At 59.2% G+C, this 11,485-nt stretch carries 13 protein-coding genes and 1 pseudogene; 7 read left to right on the forward strand and 7 right to left on the reverse strand.

The features are described from left to right. Positions 1-128 precede the first annotated feature (128 nt). On the reverse strand, positions 129-359 hold the full coding sequence (locus ISN39_RS36800) for a hypothetical protein (protein WP_074073078.1): 231 nt from the start codon (positions 357-359) through the stop codon (positions 129-131). A 243-nt stretch (positions 360-602) separates the two neighbouring features. Between ISN39_RS36800 and ISN39_RS36805 the strand changes: the two genes are divergently transcribed. Then, positions 603-935, forward strand: a complete 333-nt coding sequence (locus ISN39_RS36805; RefSeq protein WP_348651991.1) for a DUF6665 family protein — start codon at positions 603-605, stop codon at positions 933-935. A 242-nt stretch (positions 936-1,177) separates the two neighbouring features. Here ISN39_RS36805 and ISN39_RS26760 read toward each other — a convergent pair whose 3' ends face one another. Further along, positions 1,178-1,951 (reverse strand): TIGR01458 family HAD-type hydrolase, encoded by a 774-nt coding sequence (locus ISN39_RS26760; RefSeq protein ID WP_194731134.1) that lies wholly within the window; start codon positions 1,949-1,951, stop codon positions 1,178-1,180. 456 nt (positions 1,952-2,407) lie between these two features. Between ISN39_RS26760 and ppk2 the strand changes: the two genes are divergently transcribed. After that, positions 2,408-3,328, forward strand: coding sequence for a polyphosphate kinase 2 (gene ppk2, locus ISN39_RS26765; RefSeq protein ID WP_194731135.1), 921 nt, complete (start codon positions 2,408-2,410; stop codon positions 3,326-3,328). 224 nt (positions 3,329-3,552) lie between these two features. Here ppk2 and ISN39_RS26770 read toward each other — a convergent pair whose 3' ends face one another. Beyond that, the gene (locus ISN39_RS26770) at positions 3,553-3,870 is read right to left on the reverse strand and encodes a hypothetical protein (RefSeq protein ID WP_246763441.1); all 318 of its coding nucleotides are present in this window, start codon (positions 3,868-3,870) and stop codon (positions 3,553-3,555) included. Between the two features lie 242 nt (positions 3,871-4,112). Beyond that, entirely contained in the window at positions 4,113-4,715 is a 603-nt protein-coding gene (locus ISN39_RS26775; protein ID WP_194731136.1) for a gamma carbonic anhydrase family protein, read from the reverse strand. A gap of 290 nt (positions 4,716-5,005) precedes the next feature. Here ISN39_RS26775 and ISN39_RS26780 point away from each other — a divergent pair, with 290 nt between their 5' ends. Further along, positions 5,006-5,740 (forward strand): SDR family oxidoreductase, encoded by a 735-nt coding sequence (locus tag ISN39_RS26780; RefSeq protein ID WP_194731137.1) that lies wholly within the window; start codon positions 5,006-5,008, stop codon positions 5,738-5,740. 26 nt (positions 5,741-5,766) lie between these two features. Then, positions 5,767-7,044 (forward strand): L-fuconate dehydratase, encoded by a 1,278-nt coding sequence (locus tag ISN39_RS26785; protein WP_194731138.1) that lies wholly within the window; start codon positions 5,767-5,769, stop codon positions 7,042-7,044. 4 nt (positions 7,045-7,048) lie between these two features. Here the strand turns inward: ISN39_RS26785 and ISN39_RS26790 are convergent, their stop codons facing one another. Then, complete coding sequence (locus ISN39_RS26790) at positions 7,049-8,059, reverse strand: Tim44 domain-containing protein (protein WP_194731934.1); 1,011 nt, start codon at positions 8,057-8,059, stop codon at positions 7,049-7,051. An 85-nt stretch (positions 8,060-8,144) separates the two neighbouring features. Continuing rightward, positions 8,145-8,603, reverse strand: a complete 459-nt coding sequence (locus tag ISN39_RS26795; RefSeq protein ID WP_074071923.1) for a YbaK/EbsC family protein — start codon at positions 8,601-8,603, stop codon at positions 8,145-8,147. A 159-nt stretch (positions 8,604-8,762) separates the two neighbouring features. On the opposite strand from ISN39_RS26795, the gene ISN39_RS26800 reads away from it, so the two are divergent. The 3 genes and pseudogenes from ISN39_RS26800 (at position 8,763) to ISN39_RS26810 (ending at position 11,018) form a co-directional block, all read left to right on the forward strand. Beyond that, positions 8,763-9,596: an amidohydrolase family protein gene (locus tag ISN39_RS26800; protein ID WP_194731139.1), complete on the forward strand. Its 834-nt coding sequence runs from the start codon at positions 8,763-8,765 to the stop codon at positions 9,594-9,596. A gap of 131 nt (positions 9,597-9,727) precedes the next feature. Next, positions 9,728-10,422: pseudogene (locus tag ISN39_RS26805) on the forward strand (AraC family transcriptional regulator); the annotation flags it as partial. Positions 10,423-10,472: 50 nt separating this feature from the next. Next, positions 10,473-11,018: a substrate-binding domain-containing protein gene (locus ISN39_RS26810; RefSeq protein ID WP_194731935.1), complete on the forward strand. Its 546-nt coding sequence runs from the start codon at positions 10,473-10,475 to the stop codon at positions 11,016-11,018. A gap of 86 nt (positions 11,019-11,104) precedes the next feature. Here ISN39_RS26810 and ISN39_RS26815 read toward each other — a convergent pair whose 3' ends face one another. After that, entirely contained in the window at positions 11,105-11,380 is a 276-nt protein-coding gene (locus tag ISN39_RS26815; protein ID WP_194731140.1) for a hypothetical protein, read from the reverse strand. Positions 11,381-11,485: the final 105 nt, after the last annotated feature.

Consider the following 11,485-nt stretch of genomic DNA (forward strand, 5'->3'; position numbering starts at 1 on the left):
GGGGCTGCCGGTCAATCTTTTGGCCTTTTGCCGTGTCGCAGGCGTCACGACCACCACCGCCTTTGCCGGCGCGCGCCGCAAATCGGCTTTGCTACGTGGCTGTTCACCATGCCGATCGACAAAACGCACTACGTGAATGCGACCAGCAATAAGAACGCTGCTCCGGCCGCGATCATGCCCACACCCAGCCAGTTCCTCGTCAATCCTAGAAATCGAACCCCTTGGCTTCTAGGTTCCAGTGTCCGCCCGCTAAGGGATGATTGGTGAGGGTCGCTGAGAGGCCGTCGGCCAAGAGCCTCCCGACACAGGAGGAGTATGCCGCATATGATGAAAATAGCGCCAATCGAGATTGTCCACACGGTCTCCTCCTCTTGATCTCGCCTCATAAAGTACCAAACTTCCGTGGGGCATAACTGTTCCTCTTTGCGCTTCCGAGTATCATAACGCTGCCGCCGCTCGAAGCCGACGAAGTCAGGCTGGTGGCAGTCGGCGATTGGCCAACGTCGTGTTGCTTCGCTTGATCAGGAGGATATCAGGGCCGTCGACACCTCACATGCAAGCTGACGGCAAAGCTTGCCCATCCTAACATGGAAAGGCGCCTTGTGAGCTTCAGACCACCACGATCGTTCTCGGATCGGCCGAATTCCGCATTCAGCCCTTTGAGCCCTTTGGAATACGAACTTGCCTCGGAGCGGGCCGATGCACTTGGTCGCCAAGGCCGTAAAGTCGAGGCGGCACTTGCAAAACTTGCCGCCTCGACAAAGAGCGATAATCGCACAGCTGATCGAGAAGGCCTCCTGAATGACGCCGCGGAGGCTGTCTGGGCATTGTTCATTCAGCGGGAGATCTGCGGACTCCGCAACAACTGGGACCTCGTCACACGGTATGGGATTCCCGGCGAAGTGCTTGCGAGGGTCGGGGCCATACGGCGATGAACTCATCAGGCTGGCCTCTATTCGACAGCAAAAGACATGTGCGTTCGCAGCACGCGACCGTCATTGCCAGAAAATTTAGAATGTCAGAGAAGCGCGAAGACTAACCATGGGCGCCACGCAGAACTCGGCTGCAAGAAGTCGTCAATGAAACCACGCAAAGGCGGTACTCGCCATGCCTATACCAGAAGCTTCAGCTGACGTCGCTAAGCGGCTGCCGCCGCGATGTATCGCCACGGCCGCCATTAAATGTTGCGTGCCGCGAGGATCCAGTCTGCCGCAGCAGAGATATCGTCGACCGTTGCAGTTGGCGAAGGCTTAAATCGTGTGTCGTCCCCGCGACGATACTTGCCTGTGCGGACGAGCACTGCTTTGGAAAGTCCGGCCTGCAAGGCACCCGCGACGTCCGTTTCCGCGTCGTCGCCCACCATGACGGCCTTTGCTTTCGGACAATTCATGCTGGCGAGCGCGGACAGGAAGAATTCGGGTGACGGCTTTCCCAGGATAGTGGCACGCCTCTGACTTGCGAACTCCAGCGCCGCGATGAACGCGCCCGCGTCGAGACTGAGTTTGCCGTCAACATCCTGGAACGTCCGGTTTGGCGCGAGCCCTAGGAATTCCGCGCCTGTGACCAGCTCGCGAAATGCGGCATTCAGGGTCTGGTAATCGAAAGCCTCGCCGGCGTCGCCGACAACAAGAGCCTTCTGTGGCCCTCCTGCCAGGTCGTGGAAATCCAGCGCGAGATCGGGATGAACCAACAGGTATGGCGATCGATCGTGCTTATCGAGCCACTCCCGCGCGGCTTGCGCCGGAGTAAAGAGCTCATCGCTTGTGGCGTAAAGTCCAAGTCCTGCAAGTCGCTGCAAGAGCGCCTGCTTGTTCGAGCGTGTCGTATTGCTCACGAACCGGATGAGTAGGCCGGCTTCGCGCAAGCGCGCAACAGCATCGGTAGCGCCCGGTATGACTTCCTCGCCGTCATAGATAACGCCAGCGAGATCCAGAAGTACTCCGCTGATCATGGACGGAGAATGAACGCCGAAGCATCGTGCGTCAAATTTAGGAATTCGGCAGAGATCTTATCGCGAATCCGTGGGCGACAAGGAAGTCGCCGGTCTTGTCACTCAACCCACTGACTTTCGCGACCGACTTCCGCATCCGCCTCGTGGCCGTCGGTGATATTTGCGGCCTATTTGCGGTGAGGGCAAACCCACAGAATGGCGCGAGGATCGTCGTCTTTAAGGCGCAGCGCGCTATGCTGATGCGTTTTTCACGCACGCCTGCATTACCGCTATATCGAGCTCATCAAGCGCATGGGCCTTCGAAGAGTACGAGCTCTCCCGCAACAATATTACCTGGTGTAATCGCTCCGTCATGCTGCAGGAGGGGATGGCGCTACTATGGCTTCAAAATCCCGTCATGCTGGCATGAAATAAATTGCGATGCGTGGCATGATGCGGGGCACATCGGAGAGAGATATGAATACGTCAAAGGATGATCTCGATAAACCAGACTGGCTGGAAGCCGAATTGGCCGATACGCTCGACGAGGACTACGAACTCGAGCTCTCCGAACCGGCGCTGTCAGAAGAAATCCGTAAGATCTATCGCACGTCGCATCCGCCCCCGATGCCGCGTGTCGATTACTTCCGCGCTCTTCTGGCGCTGCAGGCCGAGCTGATCAAATTGCAGGACTGGGTCTCCTATCACAGGGAGAAGGTCGTCGTGATCTTCGAGGGACGCGACTCGGCCGGCAAGGGCGGCGTGATCAAGCGCATCACGCAGCGGCTCAACCCTCGCGTGGTGAGAGTGGTGGCGCTGCCGGCTCCTTCGGACCGAGAGAAAACCCAATGGTATTTCCAGCGTTACGTGCCACATCTGCCGGCCGGTGGCGAGATCGTGCTCTTCGATCGGTCCTGGTATAATCGGTCCGGCGTTGAGCGCGTCATGGGGTTTGCGACCGAAGACCAGGTGGAACAATTCTTCAACGATGTGCCCGAGTTCGAGCGCATGCTGGTGCGCTCCGGCATCCGGCTGGTCAAATACTGGTTCTCGATCACTGACGAGGAACAGCAGATGCGTTTTTTGATGCGCATCCACGATCCTCTGAAGCAGTGGAAGCTGTCGCCGATGGACTTGCAATCGCGCGTGCGCTGGGAAGCCTATACCAAGGCAAAGGAAGAGACCTTCGCCCGCACGAATATCGCTGAGGCGCCCTGGTACATCGTCGAGGGCAACGACAAGAAGCGGGCCCGCCTCAACTGCATCGACCACCTGCTTAAGCAGATTCCTTACGAAGACGTGCCGCATGAGAACATCACGCTCCCAGAGCGCGTGTTTAACCCCGACTACGAACGCAAGGTCCTCCCGCCGGAGCTCTACGTGCCGCCGAAATACTGATGCCAGCCCAAAAGCATCAAGACACTGTGCGGATCGCGCAACCTTCTTAGCTGCTGGCTCGTCGTCTACTGTTCCCGCCAGGAGAAGGTAATGCTGTTGGAAAAGGCTTCCGTCTGCGTAGAGATGACGGATATCTTCTCGCCTTCAGCACAATCCACACGACCACGGCAGCGTTGTCGTTGTCGTCGCCACGGGTTGTCACGTACATCCGGGCACAATTCTGCCTACTGCTTCGGAAAATCCGGCGGGATTACGGGCGTATTGCCAATAGGCGGCGCAGGCTTGACAAGGTCTCCGTCGCCGATGGACGGCGGCTTTAGCACGCCGTTGCAATCAGACAATTTCGAGGTATCCGACCAATCCGTAAGTCCTGAATTGCCGTTCTCAAGGGCGCGCGCCCGGTTCTGCTGCTGATCTGGCGCCTGGCAGCGATCCGACTGACTGGCGAGCGGTTGGGCAACCGCCAATCCGCACAGAAGTCCGACGGCACATGCGCCGATGCGCTTCGTGCAATTGACGACATTTTCTTGAATGGAGAGCATGAACCCTCCTTAGTTCGCTGTCGTGGAAACACTTTGGAATATCAAATGTTCCGAATGTGTTCGCGCGGCGGTCAATCGACGCGAATCGTCCGATTTTGTGCCCGATGCTTTTGTCGCTGCCAACATCGAAGCGCACATGCTAGCGTGACTGTCGAAGCAGTGCCGCCAGTCTGTCAACTCGGCTCGACCTTGCTGAACGCGGCTTTGGGATCGCTGCCAAAGCATATATTGGCGTGCCGTCACTATGAACCAAGCACTGTGTCGCTTTCATGCGCCCCCAGCGTGTCCGATAGCCGTTCGGTGACATACCGCATAAGATCGGGTGTGGCGCGATCGAAGCCGTAGACCCAGTCGGGGAAATTCAGCGACTCCTGCACGGCCCAGATGTCATCGTGCCGATCGGGCGGCAGGATGCCGGCAGGGTCCCCGACGGCCACCCATCCGATCGGCACCGTGGTCCCAGGATCGAGCCGGGTGCGCAAATGCACCGTAGCGTGGACGCGTACCTCGCTGCCGTGGCCGACCCGGGCGCCATGGAAGATCGCAGCCCCGGTCGCGACGAATACCTCGTTCTCGAGCTCTGCGCCGGTCACATGCGCGTTCGGACCGATCAGGCAATAGTCACCGATCAAGCAGGAGTGTCGGGGGCTGCCGCGCACAACGGCGTTCTCCATGACGATGCAGCAGCGGCCGATGCGGATGGCGCCACCTCCTTCTCCGATGATGCGCGCGCCATGCAATATGCGTGCGCCCGGGCCAATGGTGACGTCACCGCAAATTGCATCAGGCGCGACCCACGCGGCTGGGTCGATCTTAGGACGCTTGCCCTGGTGTCCAATGAGCATATGCCTTCCTCCAGATGACGTTTCGTTTTGGAAAAAGCGATCCGAACAAACCTCGTCGCCAACCTCGCAACGCTAATGTGTGAGTGTCCTGACGCGCGGGGTAATGGCGGAACTGTCCCCCAATCGAGAATCAAGAATTGACGGCCTCGTCCTCGATATAGTCTCCCATCGACGTCGAGCGAGAGACAGATTCACTATTCGATTGACACCATAAGAGCCGCCGTTCAGGTTCGGCACCGATGAAACCGAGCTCTACCCCCACGTATTGAAAACCCTGAGAAGGCCAAGACATGACGATCACTCTTTCCGGCAAGACCGTTCTGATCACAGCGGCAGCGCAAGGCATCGGCCGTGCCAGCGCAATCGCCTTTCAGCAGGCCGGGGCAAAGGTTCACGCGACGGATATCAATGCGAATGCGCTGGCAACGCTTGCCGCCGACACCGGGGTGTCGACGCACAAGCTGAACGTGCTCGACGAAGGGGCGGTGAAGGCATTGGTCGCTGAAATCGGCGCGGTCGACGTGCTCTTCAACTGCGCCGGCTTCGTGCACGCCGGATCCATTTTGGAAATGCAGGATGCCGACCTGGAATTTGCTTTCGACCTCAATGTCAAGGCGATGATCCGCACGATCCGCGCCGTGCTTCCCGGCATGCTGGAGCGGAAGGACGGGTCGATCATCAACATGGCTTCGGTTGCCTCCAGCATCAAGGGTGTGCCGAACCGCTTTGCCTATGGCGTCACAAAAGCGGCGGTGATTGGCCTTACGAAATCCGTTGCCGCCGATTACGTCGCCGAGGGCGTCCGCTGCAATGCCATTTGCCCCGGCACGGTCGAAAGCCCGTCGCTGCAGGATCGCATGCGCGCGCAGGGCGACTATGATGCAGCCCGCGCTGCCTTTATTTCTCGCCAGCCGATGGGCCGTCTCGGCACGCCGGAAGAGATTGCCGACCTTGCCGTCTATCTTGCCGGTGCTACCTATACCAGTGGACAGGCCTACGCGATCGACGGCGGCTGGACGATCTGACCGCCCGGCCAGTTCGGGAGGAACCCATGACAGGCATTACCGGCCTTCGTGTCTTTGATCTTCGCTTTCCCACTTCGCAAAGCCTCGACGGCTCCGATGCGATGAATCCGGACCCGGACTATTCGGCGGCCTACGTTATTCTGGATACGGACGAGCCGGGGCTTTCGGGCCACGGGCTCACGTTCACGATCGGCCGCGGCAACGACATCTGCTGCCTGGCAATAAAGGCGATGGAGCATTTGGTTGTCGGCGCAGATCTTAGCCAGGTTCTCGCCAATCCAGGTGGATTCTGGCGGCATCTGACAGGCGACAGCCAGCTTCGCTGGATTGGTCCGGAGAAGGGCGCCATCCATTTGGCGACGGGGGCCGTGGTCAACGCTGTCTGGGATCTTCTCGCGAAGCAGGCGGAAAAGCCTGTGTGGCGGCTGGTCGCGGAGATGGCGGCGGAGGAAATCGCAGACATCGTCGACTACCGCTACCTCACCGACGTGCTGACGCGCGACGAGGCGGTCACGATCCTGAAACATGCCGGGGCGGGGAAGGCCGAGCGGATCGCAACGCTCGAGAAAGAAGGTTACGCCTGCTACACGACCTCTGCCGGCTGGCTCGGATATGATGATGCAAAGCTGCGCCGTCTCTGTCAGGAAGCGATCGACGCAGGTTTCAACCATGTAAAGATGAAGGTCGGCCGCGATCTCCAGGATGATATCCGCCGTCTGCGTATCGCCCGCGAGGTGATTGGCCCGGATCGATACCTGATGATCGATGCCAATCAGGTCTGGGAGGTTAAGCAGGCAATCGACTGGGTGAAGGAACTAGCCTTCGCCGAGCCCTATTTCATCGAGGAGCCGACAAGTCCCGATGACGTGGCCGGACACCGGAAAATTCGTGAGGCCATCCGACCGGTCAAGGTCGCAACCGGCGAGATGTGCCAAAACCGGATCATGTTCAAGCAATTCATCGCCGAAGGCGCGATCGACATCGTGCAGATCGATTCCTGCCGCATGGGCGGCCTGAACGAGGTGCTGGCCGTGCTGCTGATCGCCGCAAAATACCGTCTGCCGGTCTGGCCGCATGCGGGCGGCGTCGGCCTTTGCGAATATGTGCAACATCTGTCAATGATCGACTACGTTGCCGTGTCCGGTAGCAAGGACGGCCGCGTGATCGAGTATGTCGATCATTTGCACGAACACTTCCTCGACCCGTGCGTGATCAAGGACGCGGCCTATATGCCGCCGTCAAAGCCTGGTTTTTCAGTTGAAATGAAGGCGCAGTCGATCACCGACTACACCTTCAAGGGCTGATATTTCAGGCAGCGCGCTGCTCTGTGCTCTGAATGGCGGCTAGCTTCCAGTCGCTGCCGGTCCTGCGTACAAAGGTCCAGATTTCGGTGCTTTCGCCGGGGTGGCGATCGTCACCGGAAACGACGCGGCCGCTGTCACGATCGACCATTGCGTCGATCGACGAATAGCGCATTGCAAGCGTTGCATAATCCTGACCGTCCTCGCGCCAGGCTTCGGCAATGTCACCCTGCAGCAGCTTGACGTCCGAGACGCGGTTGCGCACGCCGTTGGTGGCATTTTCGCCGAGTTCTTCGGCAAGATAGGACATGGCTTCGGGCGTTGTCAGCTTGCGCAACGTATTATAGTCCTCGGCGCCGTAGGCGGTCTGCACCTTGGTCAGCAGCTCCTCGAACTGATCCAGATCGGCCTGCGCCAAGCCGATTTCGTCGCTTGGTCTGTCGTTGCGCTGTTGCTGCTGTTGATAGCCTGCAGCACCTGAGCCCATCGCCGGAATGTTAAACGACGAATTGCTGTTAGACGACATATTGCTGTAGGACGAGGCACTCCGGCCGCCTGCCGCACCGTAGGACGGCTGGCGTCGATTGGCAAAGAAGCGCATGGCAAGCATGACTGCGCCGAAGATCAGGGCAATCTGCAGCAGCATGCCGAGGAACCCGAAGCCGCCACCGAAACCGTGGCCGAGGAGCATGCCGAGCAGGCCGCCGGCTATCAGGCCGCCTATCATCGAACGACCAAACCCCCCGAAGAGACCGCCGGAACGCTGCGCGTTAGCAGGCTGTTGGGCGGCAGCGGGGGTCTGTGGGCGCGGCGTCATCGAACGTTCCATCGGCGCGGCCGGAGCAGGCGCCGTGCGTGTGACCGGGGGCGCCTGGAAGGTGCGCGTTCCGCGGCTGCCGAACCCGCCAAAACCTCCGGCGCGGCGCGCCTCGGCATCGCTATAGGCAGCAAAAACGGTAGCGCTCGTCAGAACGGCTATCGCCGCAATCTTGGCAAAACGCGAAACGGCACTCTGCATCATATCTCCTGTCATGCAACAACCATGGCATGTTTGCGAGCTAATATAGGTGTTCTCTTGACAATTTGAAGTTCGCCGACTCGACTTATTGACAGACATCGACCCATTTGGCTCTGGTGAGTTCGGCCAGCCGTTCCGTCGCGATACGGACCGCCGAATGCGTGGAACCGGCGGCCGGCACGACTTCGTCGAAACGCTTCAATGAAACATCGCAATAGACTGGAATTGGGGCGGGCAATCCAAAGGGGCAGACACCGCCCACCGGATGGCTGGTGACTTCCAGGACTTCTTCCGGTCCCAGCATGCGGCCCTTGCCGCCGAATGCATCCTTGAATTTCCGGTTGTCGAGGCGAGCCGTGCCGCTTGCGACAACGAGCATCGTCTCATCGCCGACCCTGAGGCAGATCGTTTTGGCGATCTGCCCCGGCTCGACTCCGTGCGCTTCTGCCGCAAGCGCCACCGTCGACGAGCTTTCGGCGGTTTCGATGATTTCGATCTCAGGTGCATGTGCGCTGAAAAATGCGCGGACGGATTCAAAGCTCATGGGCGGATACAGGACCAGAACGATCGGGATCTAAATGACCTTGGAAAGTATCTGATGCTAGAGGAATTTCAATCGCATTTCGAACCTGAATGCACTTGCGATCCGGCCGGTTTTCTGAGCTTCTTTGTCGCGCCGAGAGACATTTGAGGGAGGAAAGCGATGCGGCGCGTAGATTGCCATATGCATTTCTGGACGCTGGCGATGGAGCCTTACTATTCGCTCTGGATGTCGCCGGATGACAAGGTGCTCTATCGTGACTATGGGCCGCGCGATGCCGTTCCGCTGATGGAGAAGAACAATGTCGAGGGCGTCGTTGTCGTTTCGGCTGCGTCTTCCGTTCATGAAACCGGCTATCTTCTCGGCCTTGCCGACGGGCGGGATTTCATCAAGGGCGTTGTTGCCTGGCTTGATCTTCTCGCGCCGACGGCCGCCGACGACCTTGGGAACTGGGCACGCTTTGCGAAGCTGAAGAGCATCCGTCCCTATCTTCAGGATCTGCCTGAAGAGGATTGGATCCTAAAGAAAGAACTCGATCCGGCTTTCCGCGCCATGCTCGACCATGGACTGCGATTTGACGCATTGATCAAGCCGCGGCATATCCTCAACACGGTGAGGTTCATCGAGCGCTATCCCGATCTGCCGGTGATCGTCGATCACATGGCCAAGCCCGAAATCGGAAGCGGCAACTTTGAACCCTGGCGGCGCGACATGGAACGCTTCCGTGATCTCGACCATGTACATTGCAAGATCTCCGGCATCGTGACCGAGGACGGGCCGAATTGGACGCCGGAGCGGCTTCAACCTTATCTCGAGACGGTGTTCGACATTTTCGGACCCGATCGCCTCGTCTTCGGCAGCGACTGGCCTGTCGTCAATCTCGTCGCGGATTACAGCCGCTGGATCGAGACGCTCGACCACGCCATGAAGAGCCTGCCCGCCGCCGACCAGCAAAAGATCTGGGCATCAAACGGTGAGCGATTTTACGGGCTTTGACACGGCCGACATGAAGCTTATCGCGCAGCGCTTTTGCGCCCGGTTTTCTATTGCCCATCGGCGGTGTTTTCGATAGGAAAACTTGATTATTGCAAGAAGGTTTATCATGACCCAGTCGGGCGGGATCCGATATGACGTTTCAGCCGCGGATGCAAAACAAGATTGAAGGCTTTTCCGTTGTCGGCGGGATGAACCGCCGGAACTGGAACGGCATCGTCGCAGACGTGTGGGATGTCGAGTGCGCGCCTTATGCGGGCGGCAATTATGTTGCCAGCGATCCACGGCTGTTCATTCTTCTCGACTTGCGCGGTCCCGGCAATTCGATGATCAAGCTGGCGCCAAAAGCAGCGGGTTGGTGCAGGATACGGTGCGGCGGCCGATCTCCTATGTTCCGGCCGGCATGGAACTTTGGGCCGATCTCATTGATGTCCAGTTCGTCCGTCATCTGGATATCCATTTCGACGCAGACATCGTCGGCCGTCGGCTGATGGAGGATATCGATCCGAAGCGGCTGGGTGACGCGCGGCTGCTCTTTTACGACGAGCGCGTTTTGACGCTGGCAAACCTAATCGCCGCAGAATGCATCAATCCAGAGCCCCTGCATGATCTTTATGGCGATGGCCTCTGCTTGTCGCTGATTATCGACGTGATGAAGCTCACGAAAGCGCCTGCACGCAAGCGAAGCAAGCTTGCAAGCTGGCAGCTTCGACGCGTGATTGAGTTTATTGAACAGAATTGCCTTCGCAATATCAGGCTGGAAGAACTCGCAAATCTCACCGGCCTTTCGCAATCGCATTTCAGTCACGCTTTCAAGGCGTCGACCGGTGACCGGCGCCCGTGAGGGGCGCGGCCATCATGATCTGAGCCTATCCCGGCATTGTCGTCGAGCTCTTGATCGATAATCGCGTGCTGAGCCTGTCTCGCCGCGAGGCTGATATCGCGCTCCGTCCGGTCCGCCCGAGGGAGGGTGATCTTTGGGGGCGTAAACTCGCGGACGTCGGCTGGACGCTCTACGCATCGCCAGCGGTTCTCGACGCTATCGGCGGACCGTTAACACGCGGTGAGGATGTGGTCGGGCGTCCGCTGATCGGATGGGAAGAACATATCGCCGGGATCGCGGCCGCTGACTGGCTCGCCAGTTACGCGCCGGGCATCGCCTTCGTCTACCGAACGAGCAGTCTGGTCAATCAGTTGGTCGCTGCCAAAGCCGGGATAGGCGTTGCACTGCTTCCCTGCTATCTCGGCGACGGTCATCACGCGCTGGTGCGCGCACTTGCTGATCCTATCCCGGAATTAGCAGGCGAGCTCTGGATCGTGACCCATGCCGACCTGAAAGGGACTGCTCGCGTGCGCGCGTTCTTCGATGTTGTTGGCGAGGGCCTTGTCGGCGAGCGCGCGGTGTTTGAAGGCAAACCGACATAAGGAAGAAAAGCTGGCAATCGCCAGGTGGCTCGCCCGTTGATTTCGGCAACGTCGAATTACGCGATGCGAGCATCGCGTCGTCTCGATCATCCTACTGCGTTGCGCGCGCCATCCTGCGGCTGCCCGGCACCAGTCGCGTCTATGGCGCGCACAGATTTGGCCGGCGTCCAAGACTGCGAGTAGCACTGCCAGGCCCAGTCTCGCCGCTCATCCAGGGCGGCGCGCTCATAGCTCGCCCCACCATCGACGCTGACCTCGACCTCAGTGATGCCGCGGAAAGACCAGGCCCAGCCCCAGATTGTCGTGCTCCTGGCGATCGACGTATTAGGGGCCTGACGCGACGATGAGCGGTTCCGGCGCAATCGCCCAGCTCGGGGAGTGCGGTGGAGGGCCGGCCGTGCGGTTCGCCGCACCCGCACTGTCATTGTAGAATGTGGTTTGTGAAAGGCCCTCGGCCCGATGCTCGG

It is taken from the genome of Rhizobium sp. 007 (genome assembly GCF_015353075.1).
GTDB lineage: Bacteria > Pseudomonadota > Alphaproteobacteria > Rhizobiales > Rhizobiaceae > Rhizobium.

Excerpts from the sequence above, each read along its gene's own strand:
- ISN39_RS26760 (WP_194731134.1), bottom strand. The coding sequence starts at position 1,951 with ATGATCAGCGGAGTACTTCTGGATCTCGCTGGCGTTATCTATGACGGC.
- ppk2 (WP_194731135.1), top strand. The coding sequence starts at position 2,408 with ATGAATACGTCAAAGGATGATCTCGATAAACCAGACTGGCTGGAAGCC.
- ISN39_RS26770 (WP_246763441.1), bottom strand. The coding sequence starts at position 3,870 with ATGCTCTCCATTCAAGAAAATGTCGTCAATTGCACGAAGCGCATCGGC.
- ISN39_RS26775 (WP_194731136.1), bottom strand. The coding sequence starts at position 4,715 with ATGCTCATTGGACACCAGGGCAAGCGTCCTAAGATCGACCCAGCCGCG.
- ISN39_RS26780 (WP_194731137.1), top strand. The coding sequence starts at position 5,006 with ATGACGATCACTCTTTCCGGCAAGACCGTTCTGATCACAGCGGCAGCG.
- ISN39_RS26785 (WP_194731138.1), top strand. The coding sequence starts at position 5,767 with ATGACAGGCATTACCGGCCTTCGTGTCTTTGATCTTCGCTTTCCCACT.
- ISN39_RS26790 (WP_194731934.1), bottom strand. The coding sequence starts at position 8,059 with ATGCAGAGTGCCGTTTCGCGTTTTGCCAAGATTGCGGCGATAGCCGTT.
- ISN39_RS26795 (WP_074071923.1), bottom strand. The coding sequence starts at position 8,603 with ATGAGCTTTGAATCCGTCCGCGCATTTTTCAGCGCACATGCACCTGAG.
- ISN39_RS26800 (WP_194731139.1), top strand. The coding sequence starts at position 8,763 with ATGCGGCGCGTAGATTGCCATATGCATTTCTGGACGCTGGCGATGGAG.